General features: G+C 63.9%; 16 protein-coding genes. All 16 read left to right on the plus strand.

What is annotated here, in order from left to right; all coding sequences use genetic code 11:
• Window positions 1-9 precede the first annotated feature (9 nt).
• The 16 genes from uppS to kdsA all read left to right on the plus strand — a co-directional run bounded on the left by uppS (window position 10) and on the right by kdsA (window position 20,723).
• Window positions 10-765 carry a polyprenyl diphosphate synthase gene (uppS, locus tag HG549_RS05925; RefSeq protein WP_170028648.1) on the plus strand — a complete coding sequence of 252 codons (756 nt, stop codon included), beginning with the start codon at window positions 10-12 and terminating at the stop codon, window positions 763-765.
• Window positions 765-1,580 (plus strand): phosphatidate cytidylyltransferase, encoded by an 816-nt coding sequence (locus tag HG549_RS05930; protein ID WP_170028649.1) that lies wholly within the window; start codon window positions 765-767, stop codon window positions 1,578-1,580. Before uppS ends, HG549_RS05930 begins: the two co-directional genes overlap by 1 nt.
• The gene (gene ispC, locus HG549_RS05935; RefSeq protein ID WP_170028650.1) at window positions 1,577-2,767 is read left to right on the plus strand and encodes a 1-deoxy-D-xylulose-5-phosphate reductoisomerase; all 1,191 of its coding nucleotides are present in this window, start codon (window positions 1,577-1,579) and stop codon (window positions 2,765-2,767) included. Before HG549_RS05930 ends, ispC begins: the two co-directional genes overlap by 4 nt.
• A gap of 71 nt (window positions 2,768-2,838) precedes the next feature.
• Window positions 2,839-4,191 (plus strand): RIP metalloprotease RseP, encoded by a 1,353-nt coding sequence (rseP, locus tag HG549_RS05940; protein ID WP_170028651.1) that lies wholly within the window; start codon window positions 2,839-2,841, stop codon window positions 4,189-4,191.
• Between the two features lie 73 nt (window positions 4,192-4,264).
• On the plus strand, window positions 4,265-6,625 hold the full coding sequence (gene bamA / locus HG549_RS05945) for an outer membrane protein assembly factor BamA (RefSeq protein WP_170028652.1): 2,361 nt from the start codon (window positions 4,265-4,267) through the stop codon (window positions 6,623-6,625).
• Between the two features lie 44 nt (window positions 6,626-6,669).
• Window positions 6,670-7,173, plus strand: a complete 504-nt coding sequence (locus HG549_RS05950) for an OmpH family outer membrane protein (protein WP_015269197.1) — start codon at window positions 6,670-6,672, stop codon at window positions 7,171-7,173.
• A gap of 1 nt (window position 7,174) precedes the next feature.
• A complete protein-coding gene (gene lpxD / locus HG549_RS05955; RefSeq protein WP_170028653.1) occupies window positions 7,175-8,230 on the plus strand; it encodes a UDP-3-O-(3-hydroxymyristoyl)glucosamine N-acyltransferase in 1,056 nt (351 codons plus the stop codon).
• Between the two features lie 114 nt (window positions 8,231-8,344).
• A complete protein-coding gene (fabZ, locus tag HG549_RS05960; RefSeq protein WP_028634990.1) occupies window positions 8,345-8,785 on the plus strand; it encodes a 3-hydroxyacyl-ACP dehydratase FabZ in 441 nt (146 codons plus the stop codon).
• Entirely contained in the window at window positions 8,782-9,558 is a 777-nt protein-coding gene (gene lpxA / locus HG549_RS05965) for an acyl-ACP--UDP-N-acetylglucosamine O-acyltransferase (protein ID WP_170028654.1), read from the plus strand. Before fabZ ends, lpxA begins: the two co-directional genes overlap by 4 nt.
• 1 nt (window position 9,559) lies before the next feature.
• On the plus strand, window positions 9,560-10,687 hold the full coding sequence (gene lpxB, locus HG549_RS05970) for a lipid-A-disaccharide synthase (RefSeq protein ID WP_170028655.1): 1,128 nt from the start codon (window positions 9,560-9,562) through the stop codon (window positions 10,685-10,687).
• A 1-nt stretch (window position 10,688) separates the two neighbouring features.
• Window positions 10,689-11,312 (plus strand): ribonuclease HII, encoded by a 624-nt coding sequence (rnhB, locus tag HG549_RS05975; RefSeq protein ID WP_170028656.1) that lies wholly within the window; start codon window positions 10,689-10,691, stop codon window positions 11,310-11,312.
• Window positions 11,313-11,964: 652 nt separating this feature from the next.
• A complete protein-coding gene (gene dnaE, locus HG549_RS05980; protein ID WP_170028657.1) occupies window positions 11,965-15,489 on the plus strand; it encodes a DNA polymerase III subunit alpha in 3,525 nt (1,174 codons plus the stop codon).
• Between the two features lie 107 nt (window positions 15,490-15,596).
• Window positions 15,597-16,544, plus strand: a complete 948-nt coding sequence (locus tag HG549_RS05985) for an acetyl-CoA carboxylase carboxyl transferase subunit alpha (protein WP_170028658.1) — start codon at window positions 15,597-15,599, stop codon at window positions 16,542-16,544.
• Window positions 16,545-16,692: 148 nt separating this feature from the next.
• Window positions 16,693-17,976, plus strand: coding sequence for a tRNA lysidine(34) synthetase TilS (gene tilS, locus HG549_RS05990; protein WP_170028659.1), 1,284 nt, complete (start codon window positions 16,693-16,695; stop codon window positions 17,974-17,976).
• A 269-nt stretch (window positions 17,977-18,245) separates the two neighbouring features.
• On the plus strand, window positions 18,246-19,874 hold the full coding sequence (locus tag HG549_RS05995; protein ID WP_170028660.1) for a CTP synthase: 1,629 nt from the start codon (window positions 18,246-18,248) through the stop codon (window positions 19,872-19,874).
• A 3-nt stretch (window positions 19,875-19,877) separates the two neighbouring features.
• Entirely contained in the window at window positions 19,878-20,723 is an 846-nt protein-coding gene (gene kdsA, locus HG549_RS06000; RefSeq protein ID WP_170028661.1) for a 3-deoxy-8-phosphooctulonate synthase, read from the plus strand.
• Window positions 20,724-20,779: the final 56 nt, after the last annotated feature.

Consider the following 20,779-nt stretch of genomic DNA (forward strand, 5'->3'; position numbering starts at 1 on the left):
GGTTTTTTAATGGAAAAGACCAAGCCAGCGGTGCCGTCCACGGTGCCGCGTCATGTCGCGATCATCATGGATGGCAACAACCGCTGGGCGAAAAAACGCCTGCTGCCCGGCGTTGCCGGGCACAAGGCGGGTGTCGACGCCGTTCGCGCGGTCATCGAAGTGTGTGCCGAATCCGGGGTCGAGGTGCTGACCCTGTTCGCGTTCTCCAGCGAGAACTGGCAGCGCCCCGCCGAAGAGGTCGGTGCGCTGATGGAGCTGTTCTTCTCGGCCCTGCGTCGCGAGGCCAGGCGGCTGAACGAGAACAACATCAGCCTGCGTATCATCGGTGACCGTTCGCGTTTCCACCCGGAGCTGCAGGCTGCCATGCGCGAGGCCGAGGCACTGACCGCCGGCAACAACCGTTTCATCCTGCAGATCGCGGCCAATTATGGTGGCCAGTGGGACATTGCCCAGGCCGCCCAGCGGCTGGCGCGGGAAGTGCAAGCCGGGCACCTGCGCCCTGAGGACATCACCCCGGGCCTACTGCAGGCCTGCCTGGCAACCGGCGAGCTGCCGCTGCCGGACCTGTGCATCCGCACCGGTGGTGAGCACCGCATCAGCAACTTCCTGCTGTGGCAGCTGGCCTACGCCGAGTTGTATTTCTCCGACCTGTACTGGCCGGACTTCAAACACGAGGCCATGCGCAACGCCCTGGCCGATTTCGCTTCGCGCCAGCGCCGCTTCGGTAAGACCAGCGAGCAGGTCGAGGCTGGAGCTCGTGCTTAATGCTTAAACAACGCATCATTACCGCGCTGATCCTGCTGCCGATCGCGCTGGGTGGCTTCTTCCTGCTCAATGGCGGGGATTTCGCCCTGTTCATCGGCTTTGTGGTAACCCTCGGCGCCTGGGAGTGGGCACGCCTGGCCGGGCTGATGGCCCAGCCGCTGCGCATCGCCTATGCCGTGGTGGTCGCCGGGGCGTTGATGCTGCTGTATATCCTCCCCGAGCTGGCGCCCTGGGTGCTCGGCGCTGCGGTGATCTGGTGGGGGCTGGCCACCTGGCTGGTGCTGACCTACCCGCGCAGCAGCGAGCTGTGGGCCAGTGCCGCCTGCCGCCTGCTGATCGGCCTGCTGGTGCTGCTGCCGGCCTGGCAGGGCCTGGTGCTGCTCAAGCACTGGTCGCTGGGTAACTGGCTAATCCTGTCGGTCATGGTGCTGGTATGGGCCGCCGATATTGGTGCGTACTTCTCCGGTCGTGCCTTTGGCAAGCGCAAGCTGGCCCCGCAGGTCAGCCCGGGCAAGAGCTGGGAAGGCGTGTATGGCGGCCTGGCGGTCAGCCTGGCGATCACGGCGGTGGTCGGCATCAGCCGCGACTGGAGCGTCGGGCAGATCCTGCTGGGCCTGCTGGGTGCCGCGCTGGTGGTCATGTCGTCGGTGGTCGGTGACCTGACCGAAAGCATGTTCAAGCGCCGTTCCGGCATCAAGGACAGCAGCAACCTGCTGCCTGGCCATGGCGGGGTGCTGGACCGCATCGACAGCCTGACGGCTGCCATCCCGATTTTCGCCGTGCTGTTGTGGGCTGCGGAATGGGGTGTGATGTGAGCCGTCCGCAGCGCATTACCGTGCTCGGCGCCACTGGCTCCATCGGCCTGAGCACGCTGGATGTCATCGCGCGCCATCCCGACCGCTATCAGGTGTTCGCCCTGAGCGGCTATTCGCGTATCGACGAGTTGCTGGCCCTGTGTTTGCGCCATCGCCCGGCGTTTGCCGTGGTGCCGGTGGCCGAGGCGGCCGTGCGTCTGCGCGAAGGCCTGGCTGCGGCGGGTTGCGCCACCGAGGTGCTGGAAGGCGAGGCCGGGCTGTGCCAGGTGGCTTGCGCGGCGGAAGTCGACGCCGTGATGGCGGCCATCGTCGGTGCTGCCGGCTTGCGTCCCACCCTGGCCGCGGTCGAGGCGGGCAAGAAGGTGCTGCTGGCCAACAAGGAGGCGCTGGTGATGTCCGGCGCGCTGTTCATGGACGCAGTGCGCCGCAGTGGCGCTGTGCTGCTGCCGATCGACAGCGAGCACAATGCGATCTTCCAGTGCATGCCGGGTGACTACGCGCGTGGCCTGAATGCCGTCGGCGTGCGCCGGATCCTGCTGACCGCCTCGGGTGGCCCATTCCGCGAAACGCCCGTCGAGGCGCTGCTGGATGTCACCCCGGAGCAGGCCTGCGCGCACCCCAACTGGTCCATGGGGCGCAAGATTTCGGTGGATTCCGCCAGCATGATGAACAAGGGCCTGGAGCTGATCGAGGCCTGCTGGCTGTTCGATGCGGCGCCGGCCAAGGTCGAGGTGGTGGTGCATCCGCAAAGCGTGATCCACTCCCTAGTGGACTACGTGGACGGCTCGGTACTGGCGCAGCTGGGTAACCCGGACATGCGCACGCCGATTGCCAACGCCCTGGCCTGGCCCGAGCGGATCGACTCCGGAGTGGCCCCGCTGGACCTGTTCGCCATCGCCCGTCTGGATTTCCAGGCGCCCGACGAACAGCGCTTCCCTTGCCTGCGCCTGGCGCGGCAGGCTGCCGAGGCCGGCAACAGCGCGCCAGCCGTGCTCAATGCCGCCAACGAAGTCGCGGTCGAGGCATTTCTCCAACGGCGTATCCGCTTCCCGGAGATCGCGCGTATGATCGAACAGGTGCTCGATCAGGAGCCCGTCGTGCCGCTGCCGTCGCTGGACGCGGTGTTCGCCGCCGACCAGCGTGCCCGGGAGCTTTCCCGTGAATGGCTGAGGCGCCACGCTCGCTGATGCAGGCCCACCACGGTTCATGAGGGGGCCGGGCATGACGCCGGCCCGCTGAACATCATTCGGAGATGGATATGACAGCGCTCTACATGATTATCGGCACCCTCGTGGCCTTGGGGGTGCTGGTCACCTTCCATGAATTCGGCCACTTCTGGGTGGCACGTCGCTGCGGGGTCAAGGTGCTGCGCTTCTCGGTGGGCTTCGGCACGCCGTTGCTGCGCTGGCATGATCGCCATGGCACCGAGTTCGTGGTCGCGGCGATTCCGCTGGGTGGCTACGTCAAGATGCTCGACGAACGCGAGGGCGAGGTGCCGCCGGCGCTGCTCGACCAGGCGTTCAACCGCAAGTCCGTGCGCCAGCGCATCGCCATCGTCGCAGCCGGCCCGGTGGCCAACTTCCTGCTGGCCATCCTGTTCTTCTGGGTGCTGGCGATGCTGGGTACCCAGCAGGTCCGTCCGGTGATCGGCGCCGTCGAAGCGGGCAGCCTGGCAGCATCGGCAGGCCTGACCGCAGGTCAGGAAATCGTCTCCATCGATGGCAAGCCGACCAATGGCTGGTCGGCGGTCAACCTGCAGCTGGTCCGGCGCCTGGGCGAGAGCGGCACCCTGCAGGTGGGCGTACGCGACGAGGGCGCTACTGCCGAGCGCCAGCTGCAGGTGAAACTGGACAGCTGGCTCAAGGGGGCCGACGAACCGGACCCGATCCAGTCCCTCGGCCTGCAGCCCTGGCGCCCGGCGATCGTGCCGGTGCTGGCCGAAATCGATCCGAAGGGGCCGGCTGCCGCTGCCGGCCTGAAAGCCGGTGACAAGCTGCTGGCCCTCGACGGTATGGCCGTGAACGAGTGGCAGCAGGTGGTCGATGCCGTGCGCGCCCGCCCGCAAGCCAAGGTCGTGGTGCGTGTCGAGCGTGACGGCGCTGCCCTGGAGCTGCCGGTGACCCTGGCGCGCAAGGGCGAGGGCAAGGCTGCTGGCGGCTATCTTGGTGCCGGGGTAAAAGCTGGCGAGTGGCCTGCCAACATGCTCCGCGAAGTCAGCTACGGCCCGCTGGACGCGGTGGGTGAGGGCTTGTCGCGGACCTGGAACATGAGCGTCCTGACCCTTGAATCGCTGAAGAAAATGCTGTTCGGGGAGCTCTCGGTAAAAAACTTGAGTGGACCGATAACCATTGCTAAAGTGGCGGGCGCTTCAGCCCAGTCCGGCGTGGGGGATTTCCTGAATTTCCTGGCCTACCTGAGCATAAGCCTGGGGGTTCTTAACCTGCTGCCCATCCCGGTTCTGGATGGGGGGCATTTGCTGTTTTACCTGGTCGAGTGGGCGCGCGGTCGTCCGCTGTCGGATCGGGTGCAAGGTTGGGGGGTCCAGATCGGTATCAGTTTGGTCATAGGGGTGATGTTGCTCGCCCTGATCAACGATCTGGGTCGACTATAAAGCTTCGCTCAATTGCGAACCCGCCGTTTTGTCGCGGCGGGTTGTTTATTGCCAGTTGGAATAAAAGGACTTCATGAAACGTCTGCTGCTAACTGCGGTCATGTCCGCACTGATGATCGCTGAAGTTCACGCCGAGTCCTTCACCATCTCCGATATCCGGGTCAACGGCCTGCAGCGGGTTTCCGCCGGCAGTGTGTTCGGTGCGCTGCCGCTGAACGTCGGTGACCAGGCCGATGACCGCCGCCTGGTGGAATCGACCCGTTCCCTGTTCAAGACCGGCTTCTTCCAGGACATCCAGCTGAACCGCGATGGCAATGTCCTGATCATCAACGTGGTTGAGCGCCCATCGGTATCGAGCATCGAGATCGAAGGCAACAAGGCGATCAGCACCGACGACCTGATGAAGGGCCTGAAGCAGTCCGGCCTGGCCGAAGGCGAGATCTTCCAGCGCGCCACCCTCGAAGGCGTGCGGAACGAGCTGCAGCGTCAGTACGTGGCGCAGGGCCGCTACTCGGCCGAAGTCGACGCCGAGGTGGTGCCGCAGCCGCGCAACCGTGTGGCGCTGAAGATCAAGATCAACGAAGGTACCGTCGCTGCCATCCAGCACATCAACATCGTTGGCAACAACGTGTTCGACGACGAGACCCTGGCACAGCTGTTCGAGCTGAAGACCACCAACTGGCTGTCGTTCTTCAAGAACGACGACAAGTATGCCCGCGAAAAACTCTCCGGTGACCTGGAGCGCCTGCGTTCCTACTACCTGGACCGCGGCTACATCAACATGGACATCGCCTCCACCCAGGTGTCCATCACGCCGGACAAGAAGCACGTCTACATCACCGTCAACATCAACGAGGGCGAGAAGTACACCGTCCGCGACGTGAAGCTGTCGGGTGACCTGAAGGTGCCGGAAGACCAGGTCAAGTCGCTGCTGCTGGTGCAGCCAGGCCAGGTATTCTCGCGCAAGGTGATGACCACCACTTCCGACCTGATTACCCGTCGCCTGGGTAACGAAGGCTATACCTTCGCCAACGTCAACGGCGTGCCGAAGCCGAACGATGAAGACCACACCGTCGACATCATGTTCGTGGTCGACCCGGGCAAGCGTGCCTACGTCAACCGCATCAACTATCGCGGCAACACCAAGACCGAAGACGAAGTGCTGCGCCGCGAAATGCGCCAGATGGAAGGTGGCTGGGCCTCGACCTACCTGATCGACCAGTCCAAGACCCGCCTGGAGCGCCTGGGCTTCTTCAAGGAAGTCAACGTCGAGACGCCGCCGGTGCCGGGCACCGATGACCAGGTCGACGTCAACTACAGCGTGGAAGAGCAGGCTTCCGGCTCGATCACCGCCAGCGTCGGTTTCGCCCAGAGCGCCGGCCTGATCCTCGGTGGTTCGATCAGCCAGAGCAACTTCCTCGGTACCGGTAACAAGGTGTCGATCGGCCTGACCCGTTCGGAATACCAGACCCGCTACAACTTCGGCTTCGTCGACCCCTACTTCACTGCCGATGGCGTGAGCCTGGGCTACAACGCCTTCTACCGCAGCACCGACTACGATGACCTCGACGTCGACGTGGCCAGCTATGCGGTGGACAGCTACGGTGCCGGCGTCAGCCTGGGCTACCCGATCAGCGAAACCTCGCGCCTGACCTATGGCCTGAGCGTGCAGCAGGACAAGATCAAGACCGGCAAGTACACCGTCGACGAGATCTTCGACTTCCTCGAAGAGGAGGGCGACAACTTCCTCAACTTCAAGGCCTCGATCGGCTGGTCGGAATCGACCCTGAACAAAGGCGTGCTGGCAACCCGTGGTCACTCGCAGAGCCTGACTCTGGAATCCACCATTCCGGGCAGCGACCTGTCGTTCTTCAAGCTTGACTACCGTGGCCAGCTGTTCAAGCCGATCACCAACGACTACACCCTGCGCCTGCACACCGAGCTGGGCTATGGTGACGGTTATGGCAGCACCTCGGGCCTGCCGTTCTACGAGAACTACTTCGCCGGTGGCTTCAACTCCGTGCGTGGCTTCAAGGACAGCAGCCTGGGCCCGCGCAGTACACCAAGCCGTGGCGAGGCCAACGGTGGCAAGCCTGGTACCATCGCCGACCCGGACCAGGATCCGTTGCCGTTCGGTGGTAACGTGCTGGTGCAAGGCGGTGTCGAGCTGCTGTTCCCGCTGCCGTTCGTCAAGGACCAGCGTTCGCTGCGCACCTCCGTGTTCTGGGACGTGGGTAACGTGTTCGACACCAATTGCGGCAACCAGCCTGATTGCGAGAAGGTCGGGTTCTCGGGCATGGCCAGTTCGGTCGGCCTGGGCGTGACCTGGATTACTGCACTGGGCCCGTTGAGCTTCAGCCTGGCGATGCCGGTCAAGAAGCCGGACGATGCCGACACGCAGGTGTTCCAATTCTCTCTGGGCCAGACCTTCTGAGGTCGGCCCTCGCTTAATGACAACGGTTTATCCAGGAGTGCATCGTGCGTAAGTTGACTCAACTGGCCGTAGTGGCCGCGGCGCTGGTCGCCACCCCGGCTTTCGCCGAAATGAAGGTTGCCGTCCTGAACTATCAGATGGCCCTGCTGGAATCGGACGCCGCCAAGAAGTACGCGGTGGATGCCGAGAAGAAGTTCGGCCCGCAACTGACCAAGCTGAAAAGCCTGGAAAGCAGCGCCAAGGGCATCCAGGACCGCCTGATCAAAGGTGGCGACAAGATGCAGCAGCAGGAGCGTGAGCGCCTGGAGCTCGAATTCAAGCAGAAGGCCCGTGACTTCCAGTTCCAGTCCAAGGAACTGAACGAAGCCAAGGCCGTTGCCGACCGCGACATGCTCAAGCAGCTGAAGCCGAAGCTGGATGGCGCTGTCGAGGAAGTGATCAAGAAAGGTGGTTACGACCTGGTCCTCGAGCGTGGTGCGGTCATCGATGTCAAACCTCAGTACGACATCACCCGCCAGGTCATCGAGCGCATGAACCAAGCCCGTTGATATGACCGTGACCATGACGCTAGGCCAGCTGGCCGAGGCCCTCGGCGCTACCCTCAAGGGGCCCGAGGCGCTGCAGATTACCGGGCTGGCCACCTTGCAGGAGGCTGGCCCCGGTCAGTTGAGCTTCCTCGCCAACCCGCAGTACCGCAAATACCTGGACGACAGCCAGGCGGCCGCGGTGCTGCTCAAGGCGGCGGATGCCGAAGGCTTTGCCGGCAATGCACTGATCGTCGCCGATCCGTACCTCGCCTACGCGCGCATTTCCCACCTGTTCGACCCCAAACCCAAGGCTGTGGCGGGTATTCATCCCAGCGCCGTGGTGGCTGAGGACGCGCAGGTGGATGCCAGCGCCAGCATCGGGCCGTTCGCGGTCATCGAGAGCGGCGCGCGCATCGGCGCCAATGTCAGCGTGGGTGCACACTGCGTGGTCGGTGCCCGTTGCGTCATCGGCGAAGGTGGATGGCTGGCGCCACGGGTCACCTTGTACCATGACGTGACCATCGGCAAGCGCGTGGTCATCCAGTCGGGTGCGGTGATCGGCGGCGAAGGCTTCGGCTTCGCCAACGAGAAGGGCGTGTGGCGCAAGATCGCCCAGATTGGCGGCGTGACCATCGGTGACGACGTGGAAATCGGCGTCAACACTGCGGTCGACCGTGGTGCGTTGTCGGACACGCGCATCGCTGACGGGGTCAAGCTCGACAACCAGATCCAGATCGCCCACAACGTGCAGATCGGTGAGCATACGGCCATGGCCGCCTGCGTCGGCATTTCCGGCAGTACCCGCATCGGCAAGCATTGCACCATTGCCGGCGGTGTCGGCATGGTGGGGCATATCGATGTCTGTGATAACGTTTTCGTGTCTGGAATGACCATGGTGACCCGTTCAATCACCGAACCGGGTGCCTATTCTTCCGGCACTGCCATGCAGCCATTGGCTGAATGGCGCAAGAGCGCCGCGCGTATCCGCCACCTGGACGACATGGCCAAGCGTCTCCAGCAGCTGGAAAAACGCGTCGATACCGTGACCTCAGGTGGCCAGCCGACATCAGAAGGCTGATACCATTCCCTGAGCAAGAGTGAACAGTCGCTAGCTGGCTCCTCTTTGGATTGCAAAAGGAGCGTGTGGTCAGCACCTGCGCTCCCTATTCTTATTACAGGCTTCCCCCCCGAAATGATGGACATCAACGAGATTCGCGAATACCTGCCTCACCGTTACCCGTTCCTGCTGGTGGACCGCGTGACGGATCTGGACTACGAGGCCCAGAGCATTCGTGCCTACAAGAATGTCAGCATCAACGAGCCGTTCTTCAATGGCCATTTCCCGGCGCACCCGATCATGCCGGGCGTCCTGATCATCGAAGCCATGGCCCAGGCGGCCGGCATCCTCGGCTTCAAGATGCTGGATGCCAAGCCTGCCGACGGTACCCTGTACTACTTCGTCGGTTCCGACAAACTGCGTTTCCGTCAGCCGGTACTGCCGGGTGACCAGCTTGTGCTGGAGGCGAAGTTCCTCAGCCGCAAGAGCATGATCTGGAAGTTCGAGTGCCGTGCGCTGGTCGACGGCAAGCCGGTTTGCTCGGCCGAGATCACCTGCGCGGAACGCTCCCTATGAATTCGATTGATCCTCGGGCCATTATCGATCCCTCGGCCAAGCTGGCCGATGGCGTCGAGGTCGGCCCCTGGTCGATCGTTGGCCCCGATGTGGAAATCGGGGAGGGCACCGTTATCGGCCCGCATGTTGTGCTCAAAGGGCCGACCCGCATCGGCAAGCACAACCGTATCTTTCAGTTTTCCTCGATCGGCGAAGACACACCCGACCTCAAGTACAAGGGTGAGCCGACGCGCCTGGTGATCGGTGACCACAACGTCATCCGCGAAGGGGTGACCATCCACCGCGGCACCATCCAGGACCGCGCGGAAACCACCGTGGGTGACCACAACCTGATCATGGCCTATGCCCACATCGGCCACGACAGCGTCATCGGCAACCATTGCATCCTGGTCAACAACACGGCGCTGGCCGGCCATGTGCACGTGGGCGACTGGGCGATTCTGTCCGGCTACACCCTGGTGCACCAGTACTGCCATATCGGCGCCCACGCGTTTTCCGGCATGGGCACGGCGATCGGCAAGGATGTACCGGCCTTCGTCACCGTGTTCGGCAGCCCGGCGGAAGCGCGCAGCATGAACTTCGAGGGCATGCGCCGGCGCGGTTTCAGCGACGAGGTGATCCATGTGCTGCGCCGTTGCTACAAGATCGTCTATCGCCAGGGCCTGACCGTCGAAGACGCGCTCAAGGAACTGCACGAACTGGCTGCCCAGCACCCTGAGGTCGAGCTGTTCCGTCAGTCGATCGTGACCTCTGCCCGCGGCATCACCCGCTGACATGGCCCAGCTTTGCGTAGCCTTGGTCGCAGGTGAGGCCAGCGGCGACATCCTTGGTTCAGGCTTGATGCGTGCCCTCAAGGCACGCCACCCTGACGTGCGGTTCATCGGCGTTGGCGGCCCGCTGATGGAGGCCGAAGGGCTGCAATCCTATTTCCCCATGGAGCGCCTGGCGGTCATGGGCCTGGTCGAAGTGCTGGGGCGCCTGCGTGAGCTGCTCAAGCGTCGCAAGCTGCTGATCGAGACCCTGATTGGCGAAAGGCCCGATGTGTTCATCGGCATCGATGCCCCCGACTTCACCCTCAACATCGAGCTGAAACTGCGCCAGGCCGGTATCAAGACCGTGCATTACGTCAGCCCTTCGGTGTGGGCCTGGCGGCAAAAGCGTGTGCTGAAGATTCGCCAAGGCTGCGACCTGATGCTTACGCTGTTGCCGTTCGAGGCGCGCTTCTATGAGGAAAAGGGGGTGCCGGTGCGCTTCGTTGGCCACCCCTTGGCCGACACCATCCCGCTCGCGGCCGACCGCCCGGCGGCGCGCGCCGAACTGGGCCTGGGCGAGGGGCCGGTAGTGGCGCTGATGCCTGGCAGCCGCGGCGGCGAAGTCGGGCGCCTGGGGGCATTGTTCCTCGATGCGGCCGAACGGCTGTGCCAGCAGGTTCCGGGCGTGCGCTTCGTGTTGCCCTGTGCCAATGCCGCACGACGCGCCCAGATCGAGCAGATGCTTGAGGGGCGCCAGCTACCGTTGACCCTGCTCGATGGCCAGTCGCACCAGGCCCTGGCCGCCTGCGACGCCGTGCTGATCGCCTCGGGTACCGCTACACTCGAAGCGTTGTTGTACAAGCGCCCGATGGTGGTGGCCTACCGCCTGGCGCCGTTGACCTACTGGATCCTCAAGCGTCTGGTAAAAAGCCCTTATGTGTCGCTGCCAAACCTGCTCGCCCAGCGTGCGCTGGTGCCCGAGCTGTTGCAGGACGACGCCACCAGCGAAGCGCTGGCCAATACCCTGGCGCCACTGGTAGCCGATGGCAGCCAGCAGACCGAGCGCTTCGACGAAATTCACCGCACCTTGCGCCGCGACGCCTCCAACCAGGCGGCCGAGGCGGTACTGGCTCTGCTCAAGGATCGTTGACATGCAGATTGGACTGGACTTCAACCTGGTCGAAGACCTTGTCGCCGGCGTCGACGAGGTGGGCCGTGGCCCGCTGTGCGGCGCGGTGGTGACGGCGGCGGTGATCCTCGACCCGGCGCGCCCGATCCTCGGCCTGAACGATTCGAAGAAACTCACCGAAGCCAGGCGCGAGGCGCTGTTCGATGAGATCTGCGAAAAGGCCTTGAGCTTCTGCATCGCCCGCGCCGAGGTCGAGGAAATCGACCGGCTCAACATCCTCCACGCCACCATGCTGGCCATGCAGCGCGCGGTCGAAGGGTTGCACGTGACGCCGAAACTAGCGCTTATCGATGGCAATCGCTGCCCGAAACTGGCGGTGCCCTCGGCGCCGGTCGTACAGGGTGATGCCAAGGTGCCCGCCATCGCTGCAGCCTCGATCCTGGCCAAGGTCACCCGCGACCGCGAAATGAGCGCATTCGAGCTGATCTATCCGGGTTATGGCATTGGCGGGCACAAGGGCTATCCGACACCGGTGCACCTCGAGGCCCTGGCGCGGCTGGGGCCTACGCCGATTCACCGGCGTTCCTTTGCCCCGGTGCGGGCGGCCTGGGATGCGCGCGAAGGCGTCACGGCTTCGCTGATCTGACCCCGGGGCCCGCTTTGTGGCCCAAGGTTGCTGCCAGAAGTAGTGCGCTGGCTCGCCGGATCGGCTTCAGCCGTGATCACCGGCACAGCCGATGCCAGCCACCGTGTAGCCTGCTTCGCGGATAAATCCGCTCCTACAGTCGGCGCTGTACCTGTAGGAGCGGTTTCAGCCGCGATCACCGGCACAGCCGGTGCCAGCCACCGCGTAGCCTGCTTCGCGGATAAATCCGCTCCCACAGTTGGCGCTGTACCTGTAGGAGCGGCTTCAGCCGCGATCACCGGCACAGCCGGTGCCAGCCACCGCGTAGCCTGCTTCGCGGATAAATCCGCTCCTACAGTCGGCGCTGTACCTGTAGGAGCGGCTTCAGCCGCGATCACCGGCACAGCCGGTGCCAGCCACCGCGTAGCCTGCTTCGCGGATAAATCCGCTCCTACAGTCGGCGCTGTACCTGTAGGAGCGGCTTCAGCCGCGATCACCGGCACAGCCGGTGCCAGCCACCGCGTAGCCTGCTCCGCAGGTATATCCGCTCCCACAGATACAACGCCAGCGCTGCAGCGCCTTGTGTCGCGATAGGCTGCAAAGCAACCGAAAATCTCGGCTCATTTACGCTACAATCCCGCCCTTGTCGTTCAGCACTGCTACAGGATCTTCCATGTCGGTTCCCTTCGTTCACCTGCGCGTCCACTCCGAATTCTCGCTGGTCGACGGCCTGGTGCGGATCAAGCCGCTGGCCAAGGCACTGGCCGGGATGAACATGCCGGCGGTGGCAATCACCGACCAGAGCAACATGTGCTCGCTGGTGAAGTTCTACAAGACCGCCATGGGCGCCGGCATCAAGCCGATCTGCGGCGCCGACTTGTGGCTGGCCGGGGACGACCCGGAAGCACCGCTGTCGCGTATCTGCTTCCTGGCCATGAACCCCAAGGGCTATCGCAACCTCACCGAACTCATTTCGCGCGGCTGGACCGACGGCCAGCGCAATGGTCTGGTAGTCCTCCAGCGTGACTGGATCGCCCCGGCCAGCGAGGGCCTGATCGCCCTGTCCGCAGGCAAGGAAGGCGACATCGGCATGGCCCTGCTGGCGGGCAGGGACGAAGAAGCCGAGGCCCTGCTGCAGGGCTGGATGGGCATGTTCCCCGAGCGCTTCTACGTTGAAGTGCAGCGCACCAACCGCGCCCGCGACGAAGAGTACGTGCATGCCGCCGTGGCCCTGGCCGACAAGTTCGGGGCCCCGCTGGTGGCAACCAACGACGTGCGCTTCATCAAGCAGTCGGACTTCGACGCCCATGAAACGCGGGTATGCATCGGCGAGGGCTGGACCCTCGACGACCCACGCCGCCCAAGGATGTACAGCGACCAGCAGTACCTGAAATCGGCCGAGGAAATGGCCGAGCTGTTCAGCGACCTGCCCGACGCCATCGCCAACACCGTCGAGATCGCCAAGCGCTGCAATATCCAGGTACAGCTGGGCAAGTACTTCCTGCCCGACTTCCCCACGCCCAATGGCATGGGTATCGACGACTACCTGCGTCACGTCTCCCACGAAGGCCTGGAAGAGCGCCTGGCGGTACTGTGGCCGAAGGAAACCACGCCCAACTACGAAGAAAAGCGCCAGGTCTATCTGGACCGCCTGAAGTTCGAGCTGGACATCATCATCCAGATGGGTTTCCCCGGTTACTTCCTGATCGTGATGGACTTCATCAAGTGGGCCAAGAACAATGGCGTGCCGGTCGGCCCGGGCCGTGGTTCGGGTGCCGGCTCGCTGGTGGCCTACGTGCTGAAGATTACCGACCTCGACCCGCTGGCCTACGACCTGCTGTTCGAGCGCTTCCTCAACCCTGAACGTATTTCCATGCCCGACTTCGACGTCGACTTCTGCATGGATGGCCGCGACCGGGTGATCGACTACGTGGCCGAAACCTATGGACGCAACGCGGTCAGCCAGATCATCACCTTCGGCACCATGGCCGCCAAGGCGGTGGTGCGCGACGTGGCGCGGGTGCAAGGCAAGTCGTACGGGCTGGCCGACCGGCTGTCGAAGATGATCCCGTTCGAAGTCGGCATGACCCTGGAAAAGGCCTACGAGCAGGAAGAAATCCTGCGCGACTTCCTCAAGGGCGACGAAGACGCCCGCGAGATCTGGGACATGGCCCTGAAACTCGAGGGTGTGACGCGGGGCACCGGCAAGCACGCCGGTGGCGTGGTGATCGCGCCGACCAAGCTCACCGACTTCTCGCCGATTGCCTGTGACGAAGAGGGCGGCGGCCTGGTAACCCAGTTCGACAAGGACGACGTCGAGGCCGCGGGCCTGGTGAAGTTCGACTTCCTCGGCCTGCGTACCTTGACCATCATCAAGTGGGCCATGGAGATCATCAACCGCGAGCAGGCCAAGAAGAACCTGCCCGAGGTCAACATCGACTTCATCCCGCTGGACGACCGCAAGACCTACGAGCTGTTGCAGAAAGCCGAAACCACGGCGGTGTTCCAGCTTGAATCGCGTGGCATGAAGGAGCTGATCAAGAAGCTCAAGCCCGACTGCCTGGAAGACCTCATCGCACTGGTGGCACTGTTCCGTCCCGGCCCGCTGCAGTCGGGCATGGTGGACGACTTCATCAACCGCAAGCACGGCCGCGCCGAGCTGGCCTATCCGCACCCGGACTACCAGTACGAAGGCCTGCAGCCGGTACTGGCGCCAACCTACGGCATCATCCTGTACCAGGAACAGGTGATGCAGATCGCCCAGGTAATGGCCGGCTACACCCTTGGCGGCGCCGACATGCTGCGCCGGGCCATGGGTAAGAAAAAGCCCGAGGAAATGGCCAAGCAGCGCGGCGGCTTCATCGAAGGTTGTGCCAACAACAATATCGATGCGGACCTTGCCGGTAACATCTTCGACCTGGTAGAGAAATTTGCCGGTTACGGCTTCAACAAATCCCACTCCGCCGCCTATGGCCTGGTGTCCTACCAGACCGCCTGGCTGAAGACCCACTACCCGGCGCCGTTCATGGCGGCGGTGCTGTCGGCGGATATGCACAACACCGACAAGGTGGTGGTGCTGGTAGAAGAAGTGCGCAGCATGAAGCTGCGCCTCGACGCCCCGGACGTGAACTTCTCCGACTTCAAGTTCACCGTCAACGATGACGGGCGCATCGTCTATGGCCTGGGTGCCATCAAGGGCGTGGGCGAGGGCCCGGTGGAGGCGATCGTCGAGGCGCGTGCGCAGGGCGGCCCGTTCAAGGACCTGTTCGATTTCTGCCAGCGTATCGACCTCAAGCGGGTCAACAAGCGCACCCTCGATGCGCTGATCCGCAGTGGCGCGCTGGACCGCCTCGGGCCGCACTTCCATGACGAGATCAAGGCCTACCACGCCCACATCGACATCAACCGTGCCACCTTGCTCTCGGCGCTGGGCGAGGCCATCAAGGCCGCCGAGCAGGCTGCCCATACGGCGGATAGTGGCCACGTCGACCTGTTCGGCGGCATGTTCGACGCCGCTGACGCCGACGTCTACGCCAACCACCGCAAGGTGCGCGAGCTGACCCTCAAGGAACGCCTGAAGGGCGAGAAGGACACCCTTGGCCTGTACCTCACCGGCCACCCGATCGACGAGTACGAGGCCGAGATCCGCCGCTTCGCCCGCCAGCGCATCATCGACCTCAAGCCGTCGCGCGACACCCAGACCATCGCCGGCATGATCATCGCCCTGCGGGTGATGAAGAACAAGAAAGGCGACAAGATGGGCTTCGTCACCCTGGATGACCGCTCCGGCCGCATCGAGGCATCGCTGTTTGCCGATGCCTTCATGGCGGCACAGTCCTTGCTGCAGACCGACGCCATGGTGGTGGTCGAAGGCGAGGTCAGCAACGACGACTTTTCCGGTGGCCTGCGCCTGCGGGTGAAGCAGGTGATGACCATGGAGGATGCGCGCACCAAGCTGGCCGAGAGCCTGCGCCTGAAGGTGGCGCACGAAGCGCTCAAGGGCGACCGGCTGAAATGGCTGGGCGAGCTGATTACCCGTCATCGCGGCGCGTGCCCGATCACCCTGGAATACACCGGCAGCGACGCCAAGGCCATGCTGCAGTTCGGCGAGCAGTGGGCGATCGACCCGGCCGATGGGCTGATTCAGGCGCTGCGTGACCAGTTCGGACGTGAGAACGTCTTCCTGCAATATCGTTGAACCGACAAAAAATTTAATCTCGACCTGAATGCGCCTGATCCCTTAAGGTAGGGCGCCAAACGGATCAACCGGCCGGCCGCCTGGCCGTAGACCCAAGACGGATGACTATGAACCCGAATTTTCTCGATTTCGAACAGCCGATTGCCGACCTGCAAGCCAAGATCGAAGGCCTGCGCCTGGTAGGCAACGACAACTCGCTGAACATCAGCGATGAAATTGCCCGTCTGCAAGACAAGAGCAACACCCTGACCGAAAGCATCTTCGGCAACCTGACCAGCTGGCAGATCGCCCGCCTGGCCCGTCATCCACGTCGTCCTTACACCCTGGACTACCTGGAGCACATCTTCACCGAGTTCGAAGAACTGCACGGCGACCGCCACTTCTCCGACGACGCCGCCATCGTTGGTGGTACCGCCCGCCTGGACGGCAAGCCGGTCATGGTCATCGGTCACCAGAAAGGCCGTGAAGTCCGCGAGAAGGTGCGCCGCAACTTCGGCATGCCACGCCCTGAAGGCTATCGCAAGGCCTGCCGCCTGATGGAAATGGCCGAGCGCTTCAAGATGCCGATCCTGACCTTCATCGACACCCCGGGCGCCTACCCGGGCATCGATGCCGAGGAGCGCAACCAGAGCGAGGCCATCGCCTGGAACCTGCGCGTGATGGCACGCCTGAAGACGCCAATCATCGCCACCGTGATCGGTGAGGGTGGTTCCGGCGGTGCGCTGGCCATCGGCGTGTGCGACCAGCTGAACATGCTGCAGTACTCCACCTACTCGGTGATTTCGCCGGAAGGCTGTGCCTCGATCCTGTGGAAGACCGCCGACAAGGCAGCTGACGCGGCCGAGGCCATGGGCATTACCGCCGAGCGCCTGAAGAGCCTGAACATCGTCGACAAGGTCATCCAGGAGCCGCTGGGCGGCGCCCACCGTGACCCGGCCAAGATGTCGGAAAGCATCCGTGCCGACCTGGTGCAGCAGCTGGACATGCTCGGCAAGCTCGACCACGACGCGCTGCTGGCCCGTCGTTACGAGCGCCTGATGAGCTACGGCGTCTGATAGATCCCCGGGGCCGCTCTGCGGCCCTTGTGGGAGCGGGTTCACCCGCGAAGAAGGCGACGCGGTGCTTGGCACCGGCTGCGCCGGTGTTCGCGGGTAAACCCGCTCCCACAGGGTTCTCGGTTTTCCCAAGCCATGTGAGGCCCCAATGATCAACCTCACCCCCTGGCTCAACGCCCCAACCTGGTACATCGCCTTCTCCGGCGGCCTCGACTCCACCGTCCTCCTGCACCTGCTGGCCGACCACGCCCGCAATCACGCATCCCCTCCATTGCGCGCCATCCACGTCCACCATGGCCTGCAGCCCGCCGCCGACGCCTGGCCCGCCCACTGCCAAACCGTCTGCGACAGCCTGGGTATCGAACTCCAGGTCATCCATGTCCAGGTCCCCCCCGGCGCCAGCCTCGAACAGGCCGCCCGCGACGCCCGCTATGCCGCCTTCAGGCAAGCCCTCGGCCCAGGCGACATCCTGTTCACCGGCCAGCACCGCGACGACCAGGCGGAAACCTTGCTGTTCCGCCTGTTGCGCGGTGCCGGCCTGCGTGGCCTGGCGGCGATGCCGGGGCAGCGCGGACTAGGGCAGGGCAGCCTGGCCAGGCCTTTGCTCGGGCACTCCCGGCAACAGTTGCACGATTACGCCCAGGCCCATCAGCTGGCCTGGATCGAAGACCCCTCCAACGCCGATACGCGATTTGCCCGTAACTACCTGCGCGGCCAGGTGTTCCCGCACTTGCAGCAACGCTGGCCGCAGGCCAGCCAGAACCTCGCCCGCGCCGCCGAGCACCTGGGCGAAGCGCTGGGCCTGCTGGACGAGCTGGCTCAGGGCGACCTGGCGCTTGCGCAGGAGGGCGCACCGCTGGCCTGGCCCGGGCTCGACTCCCTCGACCTGGCCGCCCTGGTTGCGCTGTCGCCAGCCCGCCAACGCAATGCCTTGCAGTACTGGCTGAGCCGGCGTACCCGTTTGCCCGACAGCCGACACTGGGCCGGTTGGGCCGACCTGCGCGATGCCGCCGCCGATGCCCAACCGGTGTGGCGGCTGGCCGATGGACAACTGCTGCGCAGCCATGGGCGCATCTGGTGGTTGAGCGGCGACTGGCTGCGACTGCCTGGCGCAGGGGCGACGTGGCCCGCCCCCAGCGAGCCCCTGCGGCTACCCGGTAACGGCAGTGTGCGGCTGCTTGGCGCAGCACCGGCGACGGGCTTGCGCATTGCCTACCGCCAGGGCGGCGAAGTGCTGGATATCCCCGGCCGCGGCCGACGCGAGCTCAAGCGCTTGCTCAACGAGCTGCAGGTGCCGCACTTCCTGCGCCCGCGGCTGCCATTGCTGTACCACGGCGAGCGCCTGTTGGCGCTGGCCAACCTGCCCGGGCTGGTACAGGCGGATTGCCAGCTGGATTGGCAGTTGCCGACGAACGCGCAAGGTTTGAGCTGAAGGGTACATTCGGGTAGACTACCCTCCCTTCTTGATACAGCTTCTGTGGGTTCCGCGAAAACACAGGAGTTGCCGATTACCAAGCAGTTTTTTGCTGGGCTGATTCTGAAAATGACGAGCGAGCTCCATGCCGGGGATACCCCTGGTCTGTACAGACGCGGCAGTTTTTCGAGATGCACTGTGATTGACGCAGGTGATCGGGGGCTTCGGCCTTCCTTCGCTTTCTCCGGCGGCGCTGGCCGCCTTAACGCAGACTTCTAGGGTTTTTCATGACGCGCTACATATTCGTCACGGGCGGTGTTGTTTCTTCATTGGGGAAAGGCATTGCCTCGGCTTCCCTGGCGGCCATCCTGGAAGCGCGGGGCCTGAAGGTCACCATGCTCAAGCTGGATCCGTACATCAACGTCGATCCGGGCACCATGAGCCCGTTCCAGCATGGTGAAGTGTTCGTCACCCACGATGGCGCCGAAACCGACCTCGACCTGGGCCACTACGAGCGGTTCATCCGCACCACCATGACCCAGAACAACAACTTCACCACCGGCCGCATCTACGAGCACGTGCTGCGCAAGGAACGTCGTGGTGACTACCTGGGCGCGACCATCCAGGTCATCCCGCACATCACCGACGAAATCAAGCGTCGCATCATCAAGGGCGCCGGCGATGCCGACGTGGCCCTGGTGGAGATCGGCGGTACCGTGGGCGACATCGAGTCGCAACCGTTCCTCGAGGCCATCCGCCAGCTGCGCGTCGAAGTGGGCTCCAAGCGCGCCATGCTGATGCACCTGACCCTGGTCCCGTACATCGCCACCGCTGGCGAGACCAAGACCAAGCCGACCCAGCACTCGGTCAAGGAGCTGCGCTCCATCGGCCTGCAGCCTGACGTGCTGATCTGCCGTTCCGACCACCCGGTCGATGCCTCGTCGCGTCGCAAGATCGCGCTGTTCACCAACGTTGAAGAGCGTGCGGTGATTTCGCTGGAAGACGTCGACACCATCTACAAGATCCCGGGCGTACTGCATGCACAGGGCCTGGACGACTTCGTCGTCGAGCGCTTCGGCCTGCAGTGCAACGGCGCCGACCTGTCCGAGTGGGACAAGGTGGTCGATGCCAAGCTCAACCCCGAGCACGAAGTGACCATCGCCATGGTCGGCAAGTACATGGAGCTGCTGGATGCCTACAAGTCGCTGATCGAAGCGATGAGCCACGCCGGCATCACCAACCGCACCAAGGTCAACCTGCGCTACATCGACTCGGAAGACATCGAGAACCAGGGCACCAGCCTGCTCGAGGGTGCCGATGCCATCCTTGTGCCGGGCGGCTTCGGCCTGCGCGGCGTGGAAGGCAAGATCACCGCGGTGCAGTACGCCCGTGAGAACAAGGTGCCGTACCTGGGTATCTGCCTGGGCATGCAGGTCGCCGTGATCGAATTCGCCCGCAACGTGATGGGCTGGAAAGACGCCAACTCCACCGAGTTCGACCGCAACAGCGGCCACCCGGTGGTCGGCCTGATCACCGAGTGGGCCGACGCCACCGGTGCCGTCGAGACCCGCAGCGAAGCCTCCGACCTGGGCGGCACCATGCGCCTGGGCGCACAGGACTGCCAGCTGGTTGCCGGTTCCAAGGTGCACGATTGCTACGGCAAGGACGTGATCACCGAGCGTCACCGTCACCGCTACGAAGTGAACAACAACCTGCTGCCGCAACTGGTCGATGCCGGCCTGGTGGTGTCCGGCCGTTCCGAAGACGGTGCGCTGGTGGAAGTGGTCGAGTCCAAGGATCACCCATGGTTCGTCGCCTGCCAGTTCCACCCGGAATTCACCTCGACCCCGCGTGACGGCCACCCGCTGTTCAGCGGTTTCGTCAAGGCAGCCCTGGCTCAGAAGAACAAGGCCTGATCAATGACCCAGAAGATCATTCGCGTCGGTAACATCGAGATCGCCAACGACAAGCCGTTCGTCCTGTTCGGCGGCATGAACGTCCTGGAGTCCCGTGACCTGGCAATGAAGGTCTGCGAAGAGTACGTGCGGGTTACCGAGAAGCTCGGTATCCCCTACGTGTTCAAGGCCAGCTTCGACAAGGCCAACCGTTCGTCGGTAACCTCCTACCGCGGCCCGGGCATGGAAGAAGGCTTGAAGATCTTCGAAGAGATCAAGCGCACCTTCAACGTGCCGGTCATCACCGACGTGCACGAGCCCTACCAGGCCGAGCCGGTGGCCAAGGTGTGCGACATCATCCAGCTGCCGGCCTTCCTGTCGCGGCAGACCGACCTGGTTGTGGCCATGGCCCGCACCGGCGCGGTCATCAACATCAAGAAGGCGCAGTTCCTCGCACCCCAGGAAATGAAACACATCCTGACCAAGTGCGAAGAAGCCGGTAACGACCAGCTAATCCTCTGCGAGCGTGGTTCGAGCTTCGGCTACAACAACCTGGTGGTGGACATGCTCGGCTTCGGCATCATGAAGCAGTTCGAGTACCCGGTGTTCTTCGATGTGACCCACGCCCTGCAGATGCCCGGTGGTCGTGCCGACTCCGCCGGTGGCCGTCGCGCCCAGGTCACCGACCTGGCCAAGGCCGGCATGAGCCAGGGCCTGGCCGGCCTGTTCCTCGAAGCCCACCCGGATCCGGACAACGCCAAGTGCGATGGTCCTTGCGCCCTGCGCCTGGACAAACTGGAGCCGTTCCTGGCCCAGCTCAAGCAACTGGATGACCTGGTGAAAAGTTTTCCGACGGTAGAAACCGCGTAAAGCTCGATTCTCGGGTAAAGTACCGTCCGATCCACCCCTGACCACTCGGTCAGGGG

Source organism: Pseudomonas sp. SK (assembly GCF_012975065.1).
GTDB classification, from domain to species: Bacteria; Pseudomonadota; Gammaproteobacteria; order Pseudomonadales; family Pseudomonadaceae; genus Aquipseudomonas; species Aquipseudomonas anuradhapurensis.

Bases quoted from the DNA above. Each gene is read 5' to 3' on its own strand.
- uppS (WP_170028648.1), top strand. From the start codon at position 10: ATGGAAAAGACCAAGCCAGCGGTGCCGTCCACGGTGCCGCGTCATGTC.
- HG549_RS05930 (WP_170028649.1), top strand. From the start codon at position 765: ATGCTTAAACAACGCATCATTACCGCGCTGATCCTGCTGCCGATCGCG.
- rseP (WP_170028651.1), top strand. From the start codon at position 2,839: ATGACAGCGCTCTACATGATTATCGGCACCCTCGTGGCCTTGGGGGTG.
- bamA (WP_170028652.1), top strand. From the start codon at position 4,265: ATGAAACGTCTGCTGCTAACTGCGGTCATGTCCGCACTGATGATCGCT.
- lpxD (WP_170028653.1), top strand. From the start codon at position 7,175: ATGACCGTGACCATGACGCTAGGCCAGCTGGCCGAGGCCCTCGGCGCT.
- fabZ (WP_028634990.1), top strand. From the start codon at position 8,345: ATGATGGACATCAACGAGATTCGCGAATACCTGCCTCACCGTTACCCG.
- lpxA (WP_170028654.1), top strand. From the start codon at position 8,782: ATGAATTCGATTGATCCTCGGGCCATTATCGATCCCTCGGCCAAGCTG.
- lpxB (WP_170028655.1), top strand. From the start codon at position 9,560: ATGGCCCAGCTTTGCGTAGCCTTGGTCGCAGGTGAGGCCAGCGGCGAC.
- rnhB (WP_170028656.1), top strand. From the start codon at position 10,689: ATGCAGATTGGACTGGACTTCAACCTGGTCGAAGACCTTGTCGCCGGC.
- dnaE (WP_170028657.1), top strand. From the start codon at position 11,965: ATGTCGGTTCCCTTCGTTCACCTGCGCGTCCACTCCGAATTCTCGCTG.
- HG549_RS05985 (WP_170028658.1), top strand. From the start codon at position 15,597: ATGAACCCGAATTTTCTCGATTTCGAACAGCCGATTGCCGACCTGCAA.
- tilS (WP_170028659.1), top strand. From the start codon at position 16,693: ATGATCAACCTCACCCCCTGGCTCAACGCCCCAACCTGGTACATCGCC.
- HG549_RS05995 (WP_170028660.1), top strand. From the start codon at position 18,246: ATGACGCGCTACATATTCGTCACGGGCGGTGTTGTTTCTTCATTGGGG.
- kdsA (WP_170028661.1), top strand. From the start codon at position 19,878: ATGACCCAGAAGATCATTCGCGTCGGTAACATCGAGATCGCCAACGAC.